An 18805-nucleotide genomic window follows, 5' to 3' on the forward strand; every position below is an offset into this window, starting at 1 on the left:
TCTCCGCCCGAACGAATGACAGATATTGAAATCTGTCATCGGTCATGCCATAGTTCATCGCATGGACACGCTCACGAACACCCAGCACCCGACCCCCTCCCCCCGCCCCCTCGGCGCCACCGGCCCCGTCACGTTCCCGCTCGGCCTCGGCTGCATGGGGATGTCCGCGCTCTACGGCGAGGCAGACCGGGCCGAGTCGACGGCGACCATCCACGCCGCCCTCGAAGCGGGCATCACGCTGCTCGACACCGGCGACTTCTACGGCATGGGGCACAACGAACTGCTCATCGGCGAAGCCCTCCGCAGCGCGCCCGCGGAGCTCCGGGACCGCGCGCTGACCAGCGTGAAGTTCGGCGCACTGCGGACCGTCGAGGGCGGCTTCACCGGGTACGACGGCCGCCCGGAGGCCGTGAAGAACTTCCTCGCCTACTCCCTGCAGCGGCTGGGTCGGGACCACATCGACATCTACCGGATCGCCCGCGTCGACCCCGACGTCCCGATCGAGGAGACGATCGGCGCCATCGCCGAGGCGGTCCAGGCCGGGCACGTCCGGCACATCGGACTCTCCGAGGTGGGCGCCGAGACCATGCGGCGGGCCGCTTCCGTGGCGCCCATCGCCGACCTGCAGATCGAGTACTCGCTGATTTCCCGCGGCATCGAGCAGGAGATCCTGCCGACCGCCCGCGAGCTGGGCATCGGCGTGACCGCGTACGGCGTCCTCTCGCGGGGTCTGATCAGCGGGCACTTCTCCCGGGAGCGGGAGCTGGCGCCCGGCGACTTCCGCGGCATGAGCCCGCGCTTCCAGGGGGAGAACCTGCACCGCAACCTCGACCTGGTCGAGGCGCTGCGCAAGGTCGCCGAGGCCAAGGGCGTCACGGTCGCGCAGACCGCGATCGCCTGGGTGCTGGCGCAGGGCGAGGACATCGTCCCGCTGGTCGGGGCCCGGCGCCGGGACCGGCTGTCGGAGGCGCTGGGCGCCCTGGAGGTGACCCTGGACGCCGCCGATCTGGCCGCCATCGAGGAGGCCGTGCCGGCCGGGGCCGCGGCGGGCGAGCGGTACCCCGCCGCGCAGATGGCCCACCTCGACAGCGAGCACTGATCAGCGGGTACGGTCGTAGTCATGCCCCCCGCCGCAGCTGAACCCCTGACCCCCGAGCGCATCCTCGAAGCCACCGAGGACGTGCTGCGCCGCTTCGGCCCGACGAAGGCCACCGTCGTGGACGTGGCGCGCGCCCTGGGGGTCAGCCACGGCAGCGTCTACCGCCACTTCCCCTCGAAGGCCGCGCTGCGGGAGGCGGTCACCGACCGCTGGCTCGGCAAGACCGTCGGGCGGCTGGCGGAGATCGCCGGAGCTCCCGGGGAGGCCGCCCCCAGCAAGCTGGAGGCCTGGCTGGAGGCGCTTTTCGAGGCCAAGCGGCACAAGGCCGGCGACGACCCCGAGCTGTTCGCGACCTACACGGTGCTGCTCGCGGAGAACAGCAGCGTGGTGGACGCGCACCTGGCCGAGCTGGTCGCCCAGCTCACCGGGATCATCGGGGAGGGGGTCGAGGCGGGCACGCTCTCGGCGCCCGACGTGCCGGCGGCGGCCCGGGCGGTCTTCGACGCCACCGGCCGGTTCCACGACCCCCAGTACGCCCCGGAATGGCAATCCCCGTCCATCGCAGGGGAGTTCGAGGCTGTCTCCGGTCTGGTGATCCGGGGACTGCGGCCCTGATCCCGGCCGCGGGCCGGCGCCCGGGGCGGTCGTCCCCCGCCGACCTGGGGTGATGTCGCGACGGGACAGTCCGGGCGATTTCCGGAGTGGGCGATTCCAGAGGATTTGGTGATCATTTGGCCGCCAGGGTCCTGTCGCACGACCGCGCCGGTGGCCTAGGTTCCCCCCTGCCGCACACTTCAGGCCATCCTCAGGGGGAAGCACATGTCCACGCAGGCCGTCCCGGGCGACAGCCCCGCACCACCCGCCAGAAACGGCGGCGCAGCCGCGATCGGCTGGGTCCTGACCATCGGACTCAACGTCATCGCGCCGATCATCACCTACAACACCCTGGTCGACGACCACGGTTGGAGCGAGTTCAGTGCACTGCTGGTCAGCAGCGCCTGGCCGGTGCTCGACTCCGCCGTGATGGTCGCCTGGCGCCGCAAGCTCGACGAGTTCGCCCTCGTGACCCTGGTCTTCATGGTGGTCACGGCCGTGGTCTCGCTGGTCGGGGCGCACTCCGCCCGGGCCCTGCTGATCAAGGACTCGGCGATCACCGGCCTGTTCGGCCTGCTGTGCCTGTGCACCCTGCTCGCCTCGCGGCCGCTGATGTTCTACTTCGGCCGCAAGTTCGCCACCGACGGCACGCCCGAGAGCACGGCCTGGTGGAACGGCATGTGGCAGTACGAGGGCTTCCGCACCACCATGCGCACGATGACCCTGGTGTGGGGCGTGGTCTACCTGATCGAGGCCGCGGTCCGGGTGGTCCTCTCGTACACCCTGGACACCAAGACGATGGTGGCGCTGAGCCCGGTGCTCATCTACACCGTGCTGGGCGGGCTGGCGGTGTGGACCGCGATGTACGGCAAGCGCTCCAAGCGCCGCGGCGAGGAGCGGGCGGCGGCGGACGCCGAGGCCGCGGCCATCGCGAGCGCCCGCTCGGCCGGCGCCCCGGCCGCGGACACCGCCCAGGCCTGACCCACCGCGCCGGTCCGCCCGGCGGACGGTGCCGCACGCACGAAGACCGGTGGCCCGGTACGCAGGACGCGTACCGGGCCACCGGCCGTCTCACCCGAGGGGCGTCAGCAGCCCAGCAGACGGGCGCCGAGGTAGCCCTGGATCTGGTCCAGGGAGACGCGCTCCTGCTGCATGGTGTCGCGCTCGCGCACGGTCACCGCGTTGTCGTCGAGGGTGTCGAAGTCGACGGTGACGCAGAACGGCGTGCCGATCTCGTCCTGGCGGCGGTAGCGGCGGCCGATGGCGCCCGCGTCGTCGAACTCGATGTTCCAGTTGCGGCGCAGGTCGGCGGCGAGGCCCTTGGCCTTCGGCGACAGCTTCTCGTTGCGGGACAGCGGCAGCACCGCGACCTTGACCGGCGCCAGGCGCGGGTCGAGGCGCATGACGGTGCGCTTCTCCATGACGCCCTTGGCGTTGGGGGCCTCGTCCTCGTTGTACGCGTCGAGCATGAAGGCGAGCATGGCGCGGTTCACACCGGCCGCGGGCTCGATGACGTACGGCACGTAGCGCTCGCCGGCCTCCTGGTCGAAGTACGACAGGTCCTGGCCGGAGGCCTCGGAGTGGGCCTTGAGGTCGAAGTCGGTGCGGTTGGCCACGCCCTCGAGCTCGGAGAACTCCGAACCACCGAAGTTGAAGCGGTACTCGATGTCGGCGGTGCGCTTCGAGTAGTGGGAGAGCTTCTCCTTCGGGTGCTCGTACCAGCGGATGTTCTCCTCACGGATGCCGAGGTCGCGGTACCAGTTCCACCGCTCGGCCATCCAGTACTCCTGCCACTGCTCGTCCTCGCCCGGCTTGACGAAGAACTCCATCTCCATCTGCTCGAACTCGCGGGTGCGGAAGATGAAGTTGCCCGGAGTGATCTCGTTCCGGAAGGACTTGCCCATCTGCGCGATGCCGAACGGCGGCTTCTTGCGGGAGGTCTGCTGGACCTGGGCGAAGTTGGTGAAGATGCCCTGGGCGGTCTCGGGGCGCAGGTACGCCTTGGAGCCGGTGTCCTGGGTCGGGCCGAGGTGGGTCTCCAGCATGCCGGAGAACTGCTTGGGCTCGGTGAACTGGCCCTTCACACCGCAGTTGGGGCAGTTGACGTCCGCCAGGCCGTTCGCGGGCAGGCGGCCGTGCTTGGCCTCGTACGCCTCCTCCAGGTGGTCGGCGCGGTGGCGCTTGTGACAGGAGGTGCACTCGGTGAGCGGGTCCGAGAAGGTCGCCACGTGGCCGGAGGCCTGCCAGACCTCGGGGGCCAGGATCACGGAGGAGTCGATGCCGACGACGTCCTCACGCGCGGTGACCATCGCCTTCCACCACTGGCGCTTGATGTTCTCCTTGAGTTCGACACCCAGCGGCCCGTAGTCCCAGGCGGCACGCGAACCGCCGTAGATCTCGCTGCACGGGTAGACGAAGCCACGGCGCTTGCTGAGGCTGACGATGGTGTCGATCTTGTCGGCGGCCACGGTGCTCTCTTCATTAACGAGGACGAACGCGAATGCCTCAGGTTACCGGCGGCCGGGGCCCCACTTTCAAATCGGTTCCGGATCCGTCCACCCCCGCTCGCGGGGAAGCCAGGCTCCCCCACCAAGGCTTTTGACAATCGTTTCCATCTTTGATGAAAATGAGTGTCATGAACGTACGACGCCTCATACCCGCCGCCGCCCTCGCCGGAGCCGTCGCCCTCGGTGCCACCGCCCTCACCGCCTGCTCCGGAGCAAGTGCCGCCGGTGACAAGGACGGCAAGCTGGCCGTCACCGCGTCGTTCTATCCCCTCCAGTTCCTCGCCGAGCAGATCGGCGGCGACCACGTCGACGTCTCCTCCCTGACCAAGCCGGGAGTCGAGCCCCACGACCTGGAGATCACCCCCCGCCAGACCGGCCGGCTCGACCGCTCCGACGTGGTCCTCTACCTCAAGTCCCTCCAGCCGGCCGTGGACAAGGCCGTGGCGCAGTCCCAGGTCAAGACCAAGGTCGACGCCGCCACCCTCACGAAGATGGAGGTCCACCACCTGGTGGGCGAGGAGGACCACGACCACGGCCACGGCGAGGAGGGCCACGACCACGGCCACGGCGAGGCCGGCGAGGACCCGCACGTCTGGCTGGACCCGGTGAAGTACGCCGAGATCGCCAAGGGCATCGGCAAGGCCTTCGCCGCCGCCGACCCGGCGCACGCGCCCGACTACGAGAAGAACACCACCGCACTGACCGGCAAGCTGACCGCCCTCGACGCCGAGTACCGCAACGGCTTGGAGAACACCGCCGGCAAGACCTTCATCACCACCCACTCCGCCTTCGGGTACCTGGCCGAGCGCTACGGTCTCGACCAGGAGGGCATCGCCGGGGTCGACCCCGAGTCGGAGCCCAGCCCGGCCCGGATGAAGGAACTCCAGGCGCTGGCCAAGAAGGACAAGGTCTCCACCGTGTTCTTCGAGACCCTGGCCAGCCCCAAGCTGGCCGACACCCTGGCCGGCGACCTCGGCCTGCGGACGGACGTGCTCGACCCCCTCGAGGGGATCACCGACACGTCCCAGGGCAAGGACTACTTCGAGGTCATGCGGTCGAACCTGAAGAACCTCGTCAAGGCGCTCGGCGCCAAGTGACCACCCCAGCAGCCACGGAGGCGCACGCCATGGAGCCGAAGGCGTCCACGACGGCCGCGGAAGCGGACCACCCCGTCATATCCCTGCGCGGGGCCACGGCCTCGCTCGGCTCGCGCACCGTGATGCGCGGAGTCGACCTCACCGTCCGGCGCGGTGAGGTCGTCGCCCTGCTCGGGGCGAACGGATCCGGCAAGTCCACCGCCGTCCGCTCCATCGTGGGCCAGGTGCCGCTCAGCGGCGGCGAGCTGGCCCTCTTCGGCACCCCCTTCAAGCGGTTCCGCTCCTGGTCCCGGATCGGGTACGTACCGCAGCGCACCACCGCGGCCAGCGGGGTGCCCGCCACGGTCCGCGAGGTGGTCTCCGCGGGCCGGCTGGCCCGCTCCCGCTTCGGCCTGCCGCGCAAGGCGGACCGGGCGGCCGTGGACCGGGCGCTGGACCTGGTCGACATGCTGGCGTACGCCGAGTCCTCGGTGAACGCCCTCTCCGGGGGCCAGCACCAGCGGGTGCTGATCGCCCGCGCGCTGGCCGTCGAGCCCGAACTGCTGATCATGGACGAGCCGATGGCGGGCGTGGACCTGGCCAACCAGGAGGTGCTGGCGAACGCCCTGCGCACCCAGGTGGCCGCCGGCGCCACGGTCCTGCTCGTGCTGCACGAGCTGGGGCCGCTGGAGCCCCTGATCGACCGGGCCGTCGTCCTGCGGGACGGCTGCGTGGTCCACGACGGACCGCCGCCGGAGGCCGTGGGCCAGCACGCGCTGCCCGGCCACGACCACGTACACCCCCACGCGGCGCACGACGCCGAGCCCCTGCGGACGGGACTGCTGAGCTGATGGAATTCCTCGAAGACGCCTTCATGCAGCGGGCGCTGATCGCCGCCGCACTGGTCGGCATCACGGCCCCGGCCATCGGCACGTACCTCGTGCAGCGCCGGCAGGCGGTCATGGGCGACGGCATCGGCCATGTCGCGATGACGGGTGTGGCGCTCGGCTTCCTGCTCCAGAGCAGCCCGGTGTGGATGGCCACCCTGGTCGCCGTGGTCGGCGCGGTCGGCATGGAGCTGATCCGCTCCCGTGGCAGGACCAGCGGGGACATCGCCCTGGCGGTGCTCTTCTACGGCGGCATGGCGGGCGGCGTCATGATCGTCAACCTCGCGCCGGGCGGCTCCACGTCCAACCTGCTGGGCTACATGTTCGGCTCGATCACCACCGTCGCCCCCGAGGACGTCACGGCGATCGCGGTCCTCGCGGCCGCGGTGATCGCGGTGACCCTGGGCCTGCGCCGGCAGCTCTTCGCGGTCTGCCAGGACGAGGAGTTCGCCAAGGTCACCGGGCTGCCGGTGCGGGCGCTGAACCTGCTGATCGCGGTCACCGCCGCGGTGACCGTCACGGTCGCGATGCGCATCGTGGGCCTGCTGCTGGTGAGCGCGATGATGGTGATCCCGGTCGCCGCCGCCCAGCGGCTCACCCGCGGCTTCATGGCCACCCTGGTGCTGGCCATCGGGATCAGCCTGACCGTCTCGCTCTCCGGCACGGTCGCCACGTACTACGTCAACGCCCCCTCGGGCGCCGCGATCGTGCTGCTGGCGATCGGGGTCTTCCTGGTGCTCTCGCTGGTCTCGGCGCCACTGGCCCGGCGGCGGGCCCGGGCCGCGCACGCCGCGGACGAGGTGTGCACGAGAGACGATGTGAAGGTGTGAACAACCGGGCCGCCCGAAGGTGACGAGACCCTTCGCCGGGGCGGTCCGGCCGGAGCCCGGCCTGGCACAATGACCCGAGGCCCCGACACGAGGAGGACACGGTGGCGACTGCGCCTGGCGGGACGAACGCCGCGCCAGTACGAGGACGATCCACCCGGCAGCGTGCCGCCGTGGCGGCGGCGCTGGACGAGGTGGACGAGTTCCGCAGTGCCCAGGAGCTGCACGACATGCTCAAGCACCGGGGTGACTCGGTGGGGCTGACCACCGTCTACCGCACGCTCCAGTCCCTCGCCGACGCGGGCGAGGTCGACGTGCTGCGCACCAGCGACGGCGAGGCCGTCTACCGGCGCTGCTCCACCGGCGAGCACCACCACCACCTGGTCTGCCGGTCCTGCGGCAAGGCCGTGGAGGTGGAGGGCCCGGCCGTCGAGAAGTGGGCCGAGGCGATCGCCTCGGAGCACGGCTTCGTCAACGTCGCCCACACCGTCGAGATCTTCGGCACCTGCGCCGACTGCGCCGCCGCCGGCTGAGCCGGCCCCCTCCCGATACGCCCGTGGGGCGGCCCGCCGGTCCTCCGGCGGGCCGCCCCACGGGCGTGTACGGGACGGTCAGCGGGCGCCCTGGCCCGGGACCTCGTTGGGGAGGGCGCCGCCGAAGCGGCGGTCGCGCTGGGCGTATTCCAGGCAGGCCCGCCACAGGTCGCGGCGGTCGAAGTCGGGCCACAGCACGTCCTGGTAGACCATCTCGGCGTAGGCGCTCTGCCAGATCAGGTAGTTCGAGGTGCGCTGCTCGCCGCTGGGCCTCAGGAAGAGGTCCACGTCGGGCATGTCCGGGTAGTACATGTACTTCGCGAAGGTCTTCTCGTTGACCTTCGACGGGTCGAGCCGGCCGGCCGCCACGTCCCGGGCGATGGCCTGCGCGGCGTCCGCGATCTCCGCGCGGCCGCCGTAGTTGACGCAGAAGTACAGGGTCATCGCATCGTTGTCGACGGTCTGCTCCTGGGCGACCTGGAGCTCCTGGACCACGGACTTCCACATCTTGGGCATCCGGCCCGTCCAGCGGATGCGGATGCCGAGCTCGTTCATCTCGTCGCGGCGGCGGCGGATGACGTCCCGGTTGAAGTTCATGAGGAAGCGGACCTCTTCGGGCGAACGCTTCCAGTTCTCCGTGGAGAAGGCGTAGAGGGAGAGGTTCTTGACGCCCATCTCCAGGCAGCCCTTGAGCACGTCGAGGACCACGCCCTCGCCGACCTTGTGGCCCTCGGTGCGGGGCAGCCCGCGCTCCTTGGCCCACCGGCCGTTGCCGTCCATCACGATCGCGACGTGGTTCGGGACCAGCTCGCCGGGGATCTTCGGCGGACGCGCACCGGAGGGGTGCGGTTCGGGAAGGACGTACTCGCGGCGGGGCCGCCCCAGAATCCCGCGTCGTGCCATGTCGCCTCGCTCCTCATTTCTCTACGTAACGCAAGGAGCGTAGCCCGCGCTCCAGGTGCCAGTGGAGGTAGGCCGAGACCAGCCCGCTGCCCTCCCTGACGTGCCGCGGCTCGCACGCGTCCGCGGTGGCCCAGTCGCCCGTCAGCAGCGCGCTGAGCAGACCGACGGCCTCCGCAGAGGGTACGACGCTGCCGGCGACCCGGCAGTCCCCGCAGACCACCCCGCCGGCCGAGACGGAGAAGTGCCGGTTGGGGCCGTGGATGCCGCACTTCGCGCAGTCCTCGAAGCTGGGGGCGTAGCCGTTGACGGCCAGCGAGCGCAGCAGGAAGGCGTCGAGGATCAGGTTGGGCTCGTGTTCGCCCCGGGACAGCGTCCGCAGCGCGCCGACCAGCAGCAGGTACTGCTGGACGGCCGGCTCGCCCTCCTGGTCGGTGAAGCGCTCGGCGGTCTCGAGCATCGCGGTGCCGGCGGTGTAGCGGCCGTAGTCGGTGACGATGCCGCCGCCGTACGGCGCGATGATCTCGGTCTGGGTGCACAGCGGCAGGCCCCGGCCGACGAGCTCGCTGCCGCGGGCGAAGAACTGCACGTCGACGTGGGAGAAGGGCTCCAGCCGGGCGCCGAACTTCGACTTGGTGCGGCGCACGCCGCGGGCCACCGCCCGGATCCGGCCGTGGCCGCGGGTCAGGATCGTGATGATCCGGTCCGCCTCGCCCAGCTTCTGGGTGCGCAGCACGATGCCGTCGTCGCGGAACAGACTCATGCGCCCATTGTCCCGTACGCCGCACGGCAGTGGCCCCGGCCGGGGGAGCTGGTCCGGCCGGGGGCACCCCTTGGGAGGTTCTAGGCGGTCGGGGCCGGGGCGGCTTCGCCGTCGGCGGCCTCGGCCGTCTGCGCCGGGATGACTGCCGGGGGCGGCTCGGTGGCCCGGCCCAGCCCGTTGAAGATCAGGTTGAGCACGATGGCGGCCGAGGCGCCGAGCGTGACACCGCTGTTGAGCAGCGAGGACAGGTCGGCGTCCATGTGCTCCTTGAAGAGCACCGGGACGGTGGCCGGGAGCAGGGCGAAGGCCAGCGAGACGCCGACGACCAGCGCGTTCTTCTCCTCCTTGAGGTCGACCTTGGCCAGCGTCTGGATACCGGCCAGGGCGACCATCGCGAACATCACGGTGGCGGCGCCGCCGAGGACGGCGTGCGGGACGGCGGCGACGACGGCCGCGGCCTTGGGCAGCATGCCCAGGACGATCATGAAGACGCCCGCGGCGACCACCACGAACCGGCTCTTGACCTTGGTCATCCGCACCAGCCCGACGTTCTCGGCGAAGGCCACGTACGGGAAGGAGTTGAGGATGCCGCCGAGGGCGGTGGCGGCGCCGTCGGCGCGCAGCGCGCGGGCGACGGTCTCGCTGTCGACCTCCTTGCCGACGATGTCGCCGACGGCGTAGGTGTCACCGGTCGTCTCGACCATGGTGATCAGCATGACGATGAGCATCAGCAGGATCGGGAACCACTGGAACTTCGGCGCCCCGTAGTGGAAGGGGGTGGTGATGCCGATCCAGTCGGCGTCGCCCACGCCGCCGAACTTGGCGTCGCCCAGGACGAAGGCGAGGACGGTGCCGCCGACCAGGCCCAGCAGGATCGCGATGCTGGACAGGAAGGGCTTGCCGAGCTTCATCAGGACCAGGATGAAGAGCATCGTGCCGCCGGCGTAGGCGAAGTTCTTCGGGTCGCCGAAGTCGGGGCTGCCGAGGCCGCCCGCCGCGTCGTTGAGGCCGACCGGGATCAGCACGATGCCGAGCACCGTGATGACCGTGCCGGTGACCACCGGCGGGAAGAGCCGCATCACCGCGCGGAAGGCGGCGGGCGGCAGCCAGGCGAACGCGAAGGTCGCGAGGCCCGCGGTGATCACGGCTCCGTAGATGACCAGGAGGCCCGCGGTCTTGCCGCCGGCGCCGAGGCCGATGGCGATCATCGGGGAGACCGCGGTGAAGGTCACGCCCTGGATCAGCGGCAGCCGCGCGCCGACCCGGCCGATGCCCCAGGCCTGGACGATGGAGGCGATTCCGCAGGTGAAGAGGTCTGCGTTGATCAGGTAGACCAGCTGTTCCGTGGTGAGTCCCAGAGCACCACCGACGATGATCGGGACGATCACCGCTCCCGCGTAGAACGCCAGTACGTGCTGGAAGCCGTAGAGCGCGAGCTGGGGAAGGGGGAGCACCTCGTCGACCGGGTGCGTGCTCTGCTCTCCGTTGGCGGAAAGCCGGGCGGCGACACGTGCCATCTCTGCCTTGCCCTTCAAGAGGTAGGTAAATGAGAGGAGATCTGGTTATCCCTGGTCCGGCGACTCTGGCGGGCAGGGTTGGCAGTGCTTTCACGTGGAATCGAAGCGTCGCCGCGTTACCGGCGCAGTCTCGTCGTGTGACCGGAATCAAACGCCTGTGAGGGGCCTCACGGACATCGTGGACTGCTACAAATTGTTGAGGCAGGGGGAACCAGGCTTTGGGGCTTCGCCCAATGGCGGCCGGGAAGCGCGGGAGTTATGGCCGGGACCCGCTCCGAGCGGCGCGGTTGCGGTGCGCGGTCGTGAAGCCGGGCCCGTCGGCAGGCCGCTGACCAGCCGGGGGTGACTTCTCGCCACGCAAAGTCGAACGCACTGTGAATGCCTTGTGAAGCCGCAGGCGGGCGCCGTCCCCAAGCTCGTTATCAAGCCGTTCCGAGCCACCGCGCAGACCCCCTCCGAGGCCCGCGACGCGAAATCGTTACACGGAGCAGCGCGGTCAACACGCGTAGATACCGGGCCCGATGGGGCGCGGGCGCCCGGGGCGCCCACGCCGGGGTGTCAGGAGGGCGTGCGCGCGGCCGTCAGCAGCCGGGCCACGTCGTCGGCGGCCAGCCGCAGGGCCCCGCCGATCGTCGCCAGGACGTCCCGCTCGGCGGGCGTGTACGGCCCGTCCGCGAGCGCGATACGAGCGCCCTGGAGCAGGATCGACTCACGGCCCGCCGGAGCCAGGTGGGGCGCCAGCGGCTCCAGCGCCTCGTGCAGCTCGATGGAGAGCGCGGCGCCCATCAGGTCCGCGGTGAGCCGGCCCGTGTCGGCGGCCAGCGCGTCCACCAGGGCCGCCAGCTGCTCCTCGGTGCAGTCCTCGAAGCCGGCGGTGCGCACGGCGCTCACAGCGGCCTCCAGGGCCGTCCTGGCGCAGGCGCCGCCCGCGGCCAGCACCGCCAGGGCGACGGTGTGCACGGCGTCCCGCAGCATCGCGGAGAAGCGGGTGGTGGTGGGGTGGTCCAGCACCTCGGTGCCGTAGCGCCGGCCGCAGGCGGCGCACTCGGCCACCGGCCCGGCGCTGCCGCGCGGCAGCACGGGCAGGCCCAGCACGGCCAGCCGCCGGCGGCCCGTGCGGCGGCGGTAGTTGCGGTCACCGCCGCAGCCGGGGCAGAAGAACTCGCCGTCGCCGACGGTGCTCCAGGCGGTACGGACACCCCACAGTGTGATCTTCCGGCCGTTGGCACCCCGCACAGGCACGTCCCACCTCCGTAACCCCACCGCAACATCGCGGCGTTGGCGTGATGTTAGCCACACGGGTCGGGGGAGGGCAGTCCTGTGACAAGACATCTCCCCCGCCCGTACGGGAGTTGGCCGAGAGTTGGCCGAACCCCGCCCCTCCCGGAGGAGGAACGGGGTTCACCCGAGCGGGTCGGATCAGCGGCCGGCGCGGTTGACCGCCGAGATGACGGCCTTCAGCGAGGCGCGCGTGGTGTTGGCGTCGATGCCGATTCCCCAGAGCACGCGGCCGTCGATGGCGCACTCGATGTACGAGGCGGCCTGCGCGGAGGCGCCCTCGCTCATCGTGTGCTCCGTGTAGTCCAGCAGGCGGGCGTCCACCCCGGTCGCGGCCAGCGCGTCGAAGAAGGCCGAGATCGGACCGTTGCCGCTGCCCTGCAGGGTGGTGGGCACGCCGTCCACGACGGCGTCGACGGTCAGCGTGTCGATGCCGTCCTTGTCGGTGGTCGACTGGCCCGAGCGCAGCTGGATGCGGCCCCACGGGTTCTCGGGGTTGGGCAGGTACTCGTCCTGGAAGACGGACCAGATCGCCTTCGGCGTGACCTCGCCGCCCTCGGCGTCGGTCTTGGCCTGGATGATCCGGGAGAACTCGATCTGCATCCGGCGCGGCAGGTCCAGCTTGTGGTCGTTCTTCAGGACGTACGCGATGCCGCCCTTGCCGGACTGCGAGTTGACCCGGATGACCGCCTCGTAGGAGCGGCCCACGTCCTTCGGGTCGATCGGCAGGTACGGGACCGCCCACTCGATGTCGTCCACGGTCACGCCCCGGGCGGCCGCGTCGGCCTCCATGGCGTCGAAGCCCTTCTTGATGGCGTCCTGGTGGGAGCCGGAGAAGGCGGTGTAGACCAGGTCGCCCGCGTAGGGGTGGCGCGGGTGGACCTCCATCTGGTTGCAGTACTCGGAGGTGCGGCGGATCTCGTCGATCTGCGAGAAGTCGATCTGCGGGTCCACGCCCTGCGAGAACAGGTTCATGCCCAGGGTGACCAGGTCGACGTTGCCGGTGCGCTCGCCCTGGCCGAACAGGCAGCCCTCGATGCGGTCGGCGCCGGCCATGATCGCCAGCTCGGCGGCGGCGACGGCGGTGCCGCGGTCGTTGTGCGGGTGCACGGACAGGCAGACGTACGGGCGTCGGGTCAGGTTGCGGGACATCCACTCGAAGCGGTCCGCGTGGGTGGAGGGCGTCGAACGCTCCACGGTGGCGGGCAGGTTCAGGATGATCTCGCGGCCCGGGCCGGGCTGCCAGACGTCGCAGACCGCCTCGCAGACCTCCAGGGCGAAGTCCAGCTCGGTGTCGGTGAAGATCTCGGGGCTGTACTGGTAGCCGAAGACCGTCTCGTCGCCCAGGATCTTCTCGGCGTACTCCATCACCAGGCGGGTGCCGTCCACGGCGATCTGCTTGATGTCGTCCTTCGAGCCGCGGAAGACGACCCGGCGGAAGGTCGGCGCGGTGGCGTTGTACAGGTGCACGGTGGCGCGCTTGGCGCCGCGCAGGGACTCCACGGTCCGCTCGATCAGGTCCTCGCGGGCCTGGGTCAGTACGGAGATGGTGACGTCGTCCGGGACCGCGCCCTCTTCGATGATGGAGCGCACGAAGTTGAAGTCGGTCTCGCCGGAGGACGGGAAGCCGACCTCGATCTCCTTGTAGCCCAGGCGCACCAGCAGGTCGAACATCTCGCGCTTGCGGGCCGGGCTCATCGGGTCGATCAGGGCCTGGTTGCCGTCCCGCAGGTCGGTGGACAGCCAGCGCGGGGCCTTGGTGATCCGGGCGTTCGGCCAGGTCCGGTCGGCGATGTCCACCTGCTCGTAGCTGCCGTACTTGTGGACGGGCATCCCCGACGGCTGCTGCGTGTGCGTCGCGTTGGTGATCGGGGTGGGGCGACCGGCGAAAGCGTGCTGCGTCATGGCGTAGGGCTCCTCGTATGTCCGCGAAATCCGGTGGATACGGCCGACGAGTCGTACTGCCTCAGTGGTGAGTACGGGGCAACACCAGACTCCGCGGGGAGGGGGTCGGCCTACGACTACAGGCCCTCGCCGCGGCAGCTAAGGAGAAGCAGCCCGAAACGCATGATGTGCCGCAGCCTAGCCGAGCCACGCCGTGGGCGGGACGGTCGTTCCAGTATGCGGGACCGCCAGCCCGAGATGTCCGAAATGTGATGTAGGCCGCTTACTCCTCCCGGAAGGTCCGGATGTTCCGTCAAGGTGGTGCGCCGGCTTTGAGACGTGCGAATGAATCATGGTCGCGGGTAGTGACAGCGTCATGACCCAGTGCCACATTGCCGGGCATGACTGCCTCTCATCCCGTCTTCTGCACGATCGTCCCGCCCCACCTGCTCGACAAGCTGGCGACCGCCGACGACCCGGGCGTGGCCGAGGCGGCGCGGCGCACGCTGATCGCCGACTCCGGCCACCGCACCACCCGCCGGCTGACCGCCTGGATCGGGCCGGGGATCACCGAGCCGCCGGCCGGGGCCGCCCCGAAGCCGGACCGGACCATCCACGACTGCGGCCACCGCACCACCCTGCCCGGCCGCAAGGTCCGCGGCGAGAGCGACGGCCCGGTGCAGGACGCCCCGGTCAACCGCGCCTTCGCCGGGCTGGGCGCCACCTTCGACCTGTACGCGAAGTTCTACGGCCGGAACTCCATCGACGGCCAGGGCCTGCCGCTGGTGGCGAGCGTCCACTACGACACGAACTACGGCAACGCCTTCTGGAACGGCGAGCAGATGGTGTTCGGCGACGGCGACGGCGAGATCTTCCTCGACTTCACCCTGCCGGTGGACGTCATCGGCCACGAGCTCACCCACGGCGTCACCCAGTACACCGCCGGGCTGGAGTACTACGGCCAGTCCGGCGCGCTCAACGAGTCCATGTCCGACGTCTTCGGCTCGCTGATCAAGCAGTACTCGCTCGGCCAGAGCGCTGACCGGGCCGACTGGCTGATCGGCGCCGGCCTCTTCGCACCGGACGTGCAGGGCGAGGCGCTGCGCTCCATGAAGGCGCCCGGCACGGCCTACGACGACGACGTGCTCGGCAAGGACCCGCAGCCCGCGACCATGGACGACTACGTCCGCACCTCCCGCGACAACGGCGGCGTGCACATCAACTCGGGCATCCCCAACCACGCCTTCTACCTGGTCGCCGCCGCCCTCGGCGGCAACGCCTGGGAGCGGGCCGGGCAGATCTGGTACGACACCCTGACCGGCGGGGAGCTCACCCCGACCGCCGACTTCGCGGACTTCGCGGCGCTGACCCTGAAGGCCGCCCGGGCCCGCTTCGGGGACGGGGACGAGCTGGGGGCGGTCCAGAAGGCCTGGTCCCAGGTGGGTGTGACGGCCGCCGCGGAGCGGTAGTACACGTCCTATGCGGATCGAAGTGCAGCGGACGGGCGGTTTCGCCGGGATCGAGCGCCGGGCCGAGGTGGACACCGAGGGCCGGCCGGACGCGCAGGAGTGGGCGGCGCTCGCGGAGCGGGCGCTGTCCCCCGGCGCGGGCGGCCCGGCGGACCCGGCGCAGGTACCCCGGGTGGTCCCGGACGGCTTCGCCTACCGGATCACGGTCGACGGCCGGACCGTCCACTGCGCCGATCCGCACCTGACCGAGGCCCAGCGCCAGCTGGTCTCCCGCGTGCTGAAGGAGGGGGCCTGACCGCGGGTCCGCAAATTGTGCTGCCTGAGCTGGGGTTCTTTGTTTCCATGGCAGCGTGACGACTCTCGACGGCCGCGCCGGCCATGACGGCGACAACCCCCTCGACCGGATCGAGCGGTACTACGACTCGGTGCCCCGGGTGGGCGGCGCCCGCGCCGAGGACTTCGGCCCGCTGACCCTCTTCGTGCAGGAGGACCCGCAGGGCTGGGCGTACTACGCCCGGCCCGTCCTCGGCGGCGGCGGGCCGGTGACCGAGGCGGACGTGCGCACGGTACTGGCGCGCCAGCGCGAGCTGGGGGTCCCGGCGGCCTTCGAGTGGGTGGCCGAGACCACCCCCGGGCTGCGCGCCGCCGTGGAGGCGGCCGGGATCCCGGTGCACGCCCACCCGCTGATGGTGCTGGACCCCGCCGCCGAGCCGCTGCCGCCGCACCCCGAGGTCCGGCTGTTCGGCGCCGACGACCCGCTGCTGCGGGCCGCGGTGACCGTGCCGATGCTGGCCTTCGGCGCCCCCGGCACCGCGCTGGGCGAGGCGGGGCCGGCCGAGCTCGCGCAGCAGCTGGCCGACCCGGCCTGCGAGGCCCGCCGGGCGTACGTCGCGCAGAAGCTGGCGGCCGGGACCACGGCCCTGGCGGCCGCGGTCCGCGACGGCGTGGTCCTCTGCTCGGGGCAGTACAACCCGGCCGGCGAGGTGGCCGAGGTGGTCGGCGTGGGCACCCTCCCGGCGGCCCGCCGCCAGGGCCTGGCCCTCGGCGTCACCGCGGCCCTGGTCGCCGCGGCGCGCGCGGCCGGCGCCGGTACGGTCTTCCTCTCCGCGGGCGACGAGGACGTGGCCCGCATCTACGAGCGCGCCGGCTTCCGCCGCACGGGCACGGCCCTGATCGCGGAGCTGGAGGCCTAGGCCTCCGGGCCGGGCTCCGGGCCGGGCTCCGGGAGCGGGTCGGCCGGGCCCGGGGTGCGGGCGGCGCGCAGGGCGACCCGGACCGACCAGCACACCGACACCAGCGGTACCGCCACCACCGCGCCGACGACGCCCGCCGAGATGGCCCCGGCGATCACCGACACGGCCACCACCAGCGGGTGCAGCCGTACCGCCCAGCTCATCACCAGCGGGTGCAGCAGGTGGCCCTCGATCTGGCCGATCACCACGATCAGGGCCACCACCACCCCCGCGATCAGCGGCCCCTTCGCGGCCAGCGCGACCACCGCCGCGACGGCCAGGGCCACCGGGGAGCCCAGCAGGGGCACGAAGGCCGCGAAGAACTCCAGCACGGCCAGCGGCACCGCCAGGGGCACGCCGAGGAAGAACAGCGCCACCCCGACCAGGACGGCATTGGTGCCGGCCACCAGGACGATGCCGTGCGTGTAGCCGGTGAAGGTCCGCCAGGCCGCCCGGCCGGCCACCTCCCAGCGCCAGCGCCCCCGCTCCGGCAGCTGGTCGCAGAACCAGCGCCACATCCGGTCCCCGGCGTGGATGAAGAACACGGACGTGAAGATCGCCAGCACCAGGACCGTCCCCACCTCCACCAGCCGGCCGGCGCCGCTGACCGCCGTGGACAGCAGGGTGGAGCGGTGGCTGGAGAGGTAGTCCCCGATCTTGGACTGGAGGTCCTCGAGGGCGTGCGGGTCGAGCCGGAACGGCGGCTGCTCCAGCCACCGCTGGATGCGGTCGACGCCGTCGCGGAACTCCCGGACCAGGGTCGTGCTCTGGCCCGCCACCGCCGCGCCGACCAGGGCCAGCACCCCGAGCACCGCCACGATGCTGCCGAGCAGCGCGAGCGCGACCGCGAGCCCGCGCGGGACCAGCCTGGCCAGCAGCCCGGTCAGCGGCCGGAGCATGGCCGTGATCACCATGCCGAGGAAGATCGCCACCCCGATCTCGTGGTAGCGGCCCAGCACCATGAAGACGCCGTAGACGGCCGCGCCGACGACCAGCAGCCGCCAGGCGTAGGCCGCCGCCGTGCGCAGGAGGGGTGGCACCTGGGGCTGCATGCCGGTGGAGGTACCACCCGGGGACGGCCGGGCCACGCTCCGGCGGCCGGTTTCGCCCGTCCGGGGGTCCGGTCGGGTGCCGCGGAGCGGCGAATGGCCGCACCGCGGCGGCAGCGGGCGCCGGTCCCGGCAGGATCGGGGCATGGAGTTGGTGCTGCCGGTGTGTGCCGCGCTGTTCGCCGCCCTCAGCAACGCGGCGGCCACCGTGCTGCAGCGGCGGGCGGCCCTGACGGTCCCGCAGAGCGCCGGCTTCCGGCCGGGCCTGGTGCTGGACCTGCTGCGCCGGCCGGTGTGGCTGGCGGGGATCCTCGCGGTGATCGCCGCCGGGGTGGGGCAGGCGGTGGCGCTGGCCACCGGGCCGCTCTCGCTGGTGCAGCCGCTGTTCGTGCTGGAGCTGCCGCTGGCCCTGCTGATCGCCTCGCTGGCGGCCCGGCACCGGCTGCCGGGCATGCAGTGGCTGGCCGTGGCGGCGGTGGTGGGCGGGCTGGGGGTGGCGCTGTTCGCGGCCTCGCCGGCCGGGAACCGGACGCACGTACCGGCGGACCGGTGGGCCCCCGCGCTGGCCGGCTGCGCGGTGGCGGCGGCGGCCCTGGCGGCGGCGGGTCTGCGCCGGCCGCCGGGCCGGGCCCGGGCCGGGGCGCTGGGGGCGGCGACGGCGATCTGCTACGCGCTGACCGCGGCCCTGATGAAGTCGGCGGTGCACGTGCTCCAGGAGGACGGCCTCGGGGCCTTCCTGACCGACTGGCAGACGTACGCCTTCGGTGCGGCCGGGGTCTGCGCGCTGCTGCTCCTGGAGCACGCGATGCAGGGCGGCCCGCTGATCGCCTCCCAGCCGGCGCTCACCCTCGGGGACGCGGGCGTCAGCCTGCTGCTGGGCACGGCGCTGTACGAGGAGCACCTGCGGGCGGGCTGGTGGCTGGCGCCACAGGTGCTGGGGGTGGCGGTGGTGGTCGCGGGGGTGGTGGGGCTGGCGCGGAGCGGGGTCCGGACGGGGTGAGGCCGGGGGATGCCGGCAGGGGGTGACGGCGCAGGTGTCCCGTTCGTGGTGTGTGGGGGCCCTCGCCCCTTGACGGGGTGTGGCCTGCAGGCCCTGCGGCAGGCCCACCCCTGGGACTTCGCGGCTCCGCCGTCGCCTGCGGCGATCCCAGGCCCGGGCCTGCCTCCGAGCCAGCCTGCCACACCCCGTC

At 71.8% G+C, this 18805-nt stretch carries 18 protein-coding genes; 11 read left to right on the forward strand and 7 right to left on the reverse strand.

The genetic code is table 11. From position 1 onward, the window contains the following. Positions 1 to 61: 61 nt before the first annotated feature. The 3 genes from AB0O40_RS29535 (at position 62) to AB0O40_RS29545 (ending at position 2674) form a co-directional block, all read left to right on the forward strand. Positions 62 to 1099 (forward strand): aldo/keto reductase, encoded by a 1038-nt coding sequence (locus AB0O40_RS29535; protein ID WP_365048070.1) that lies wholly within the window; start codon positions 62 to 64, stop codon positions 1097 to 1099. A gap of 21 nt (positions 1100 to 1120) precedes the next feature. Beyond that, a complete protein-coding gene (locus AB0O40_RS29540; RefSeq protein WP_365048072.1) occupies positions 1121 to 1714 on the forward strand; it encodes a TetR/AcrR family transcriptional regulator in 594 nt (197 codons plus the stop codon). A 204-nt stretch (positions 1715 to 1918) separates the two neighbouring features. Then, a complete protein-coding gene (locus AB0O40_RS29545) occupies positions 1919 to 2674 on the forward strand; it encodes a VC0807 family protein (protein ID WP_365048074.1) in 756 nt (251 codons plus the stop codon). A 104-nt stretch (positions 2675 to 2778) separates the two neighbouring features. Here the strand turns inward: AB0O40_RS29545 and AB0O40_RS29550 are convergent, their stop codons facing one another. Beyond that, positions 2779 to 4161, reverse strand: a complete 1383-nt coding sequence (locus tag AB0O40_RS29550; protein WP_365048076.1) for a glycine--tRNA ligase — start codon at positions 4159 to 4161, stop codon at positions 2779 to 2781. 158 nt (positions 4162 to 4319) lie between these two features. Here AB0O40_RS29550 and AB0O40_RS29555 point away from each other — a divergent pair, with 158 nt between their 5' ends. The 4 genes from AB0O40_RS29555 (at position 4320) to AB0O40_RS29570 (ending at position 7523) form a co-directional block, all read left to right on the forward strand. Then, positions 4320 to 5297, forward strand: a complete 978-nt coding sequence (locus AB0O40_RS29555; RefSeq protein ID WP_365048078.1) for a metal ABC transporter substrate-binding protein — start codon at positions 4320 to 4322, stop codon at positions 5295 to 5297. Between the two features lie 29 nt (positions 5298 to 5326). Next, positions 5327 to 6127: a metal ABC transporter ATP-binding protein gene (locus AB0O40_RS29560; RefSeq protein ID WP_365048100.1), complete on the forward strand. Its 801-nt coding sequence runs from the start codon at positions 5327 to 5329 to the stop codon at positions 6125 to 6127. Then, entirely contained in the window at positions 6127 to 6993 is an 867-nt protein-coding gene (locus tag AB0O40_RS29565) for a metal ABC transporter permease (protein WP_365048080.1), read from the forward strand. The genes AB0O40_RS29560 and AB0O40_RS29565 overlap by 1 nt, the downstream gene beginning before the upstream one ends. Before the next feature lie 101 nt (positions 6994 to 7094). After that, on the forward strand, positions 7095 to 7523 hold the full coding sequence (locus AB0O40_RS29570; RefSeq protein ID WP_365048082.1) for a transcriptional repressor: 429 nt from the start codon (positions 7095 to 7097) through the stop codon (positions 7521 to 7523). 78 nt (positions 7524 to 7601) lie between these two features. Here the strand turns inward: AB0O40_RS29570 and AB0O40_RS29575 are convergent, their stop codons facing one another. The 5 genes from AB0O40_RS29575 to leuA all read right to left on the reverse strand — a co-directional run bounded on the left by AB0O40_RS29575 (position 7602) and on the right by leuA (position 13886). After that, a complete protein-coding gene (locus tag AB0O40_RS29575; protein ID WP_365048084.1) occupies positions 7602 to 8426 on the reverse strand; it encodes an isoprenyl transferase in 825 nt (274 codons plus the stop codon). A 13-nt stretch (positions 8427 to 8439) separates the two neighbouring features. Beyond that, the gene (gene recO / locus AB0O40_RS29580) at positions 8440 to 9186 is read right to left on the reverse strand and encodes a DNA repair protein RecO (RefSeq protein ID WP_365048086.1); all 747 of its coding nucleotides are present in this window, start codon (positions 9184 to 9186) and stop codon (positions 8440 to 8442) included. An 80-nt stretch (positions 9187 to 9266) separates the two neighbouring features. Continuing rightward, entirely contained in the window at positions 9267 to 10703 is a 1437-nt protein-coding gene (locus AB0O40_RS29585) for a nucleobase:cation symporter-2 family protein (protein WP_365048088.1), read from the reverse strand. A gap of 558 nt (positions 10704 to 11261) precedes the next feature. Beyond that, the gene (locus tag AB0O40_RS29590; protein ID WP_365048089.1) at positions 11262 to 11945 is read right to left on the reverse strand and encodes a TerB family tellurite resistance protein; all 684 of its coding nucleotides are present in this window, start codon (positions 11943 to 11945) and stop codon (positions 11262 to 11264) included. A 177-nt stretch (positions 11946 to 12122) separates the two neighbouring features. After that, positions 12123 to 13886, reverse strand: coding sequence for a 2-isopropylmalate synthase (gene leuA, locus AB0O40_RS29595; RefSeq protein WP_365048091.1), 1764 nt, complete (start codon positions 13884 to 13886; stop codon positions 12123 to 12125). A gap of 380 nt (positions 13887 to 14266) precedes the next feature. Here leuA and AB0O40_RS29600 point away from each other — a divergent pair, with 380 nt between their 5' ends. Genes AB0O40_RS29600 through AB0O40_RS29610 form a run of 3 tightly spaced genes read left to right on the forward strand, consistent with a single transcriptional unit; the run spans position 14267 to position 16527 of the window. Further along, a complete protein-coding gene (locus AB0O40_RS29600) occupies positions 14267 to 15334 on the forward strand; it encodes a M4 family metallopeptidase (RefSeq protein WP_365048092.1) in 1068 nt (355 codons plus the stop codon). Positions 15335 to 15344: 10 nt separating this feature from the next. After that, the gene (locus AB0O40_RS29605) at positions 15345 to 15629 is read left to right on the forward strand and encodes a protealysin inhibitor emfourin (RefSeq protein ID WP_365048093.1); all 285 of its coding nucleotides are present in this window, start codon (positions 15345 to 15347) and stop codon (positions 15627 to 15629) included. 55 nt (positions 15630 to 15684) lie between these two features. Further along, a complete protein-coding gene (locus AB0O40_RS29610) occupies positions 15685 to 16527 on the forward strand; it encodes a GNAT family N-acetyltransferase (protein WP_365048094.1) in 843 nt (280 codons plus the stop codon). Here AB0O40_RS29610 and AB0O40_RS29615 read toward each other — a convergent pair. After that, positions 16524 to 17618: an AI-2E family transporter gene (locus tag AB0O40_RS29615; protein ID WP_365048095.1), complete on the reverse strand. Its 1095-nt coding sequence runs from the start codon at positions 17616 to 17618 to the stop codon at positions 16524 to 16526. The genes AB0O40_RS29610 and AB0O40_RS29615 overlap by 4 nt on opposite strands. A gap of 142 nt (positions 17619 to 17760) precedes the next feature. Here AB0O40_RS29615 and AB0O40_RS29620 point away from each other — a divergent pair, with 142 nt between their 5' ends. Continuing rightward, on the forward strand, positions 17761 to 18615 hold the full coding sequence (locus tag AB0O40_RS29620; RefSeq protein ID WP_365048097.1) for a DMT family transporter: 855 nt from the start codon (positions 17761 to 17763) through the stop codon (positions 18613 to 18615). The last annotated feature ends 190 nt before the right edge of the window (positions 18616 to 18805 follow it).

This window comes from Streptomyces sp. NPDC089919 (genome assembly GCF_040684615.1).
Taxonomy (GTDB): Bacteria; Actinomycetota; Actinomycetes; order Streptomycetales; family Streptomycetaceae; genus Streptomyces.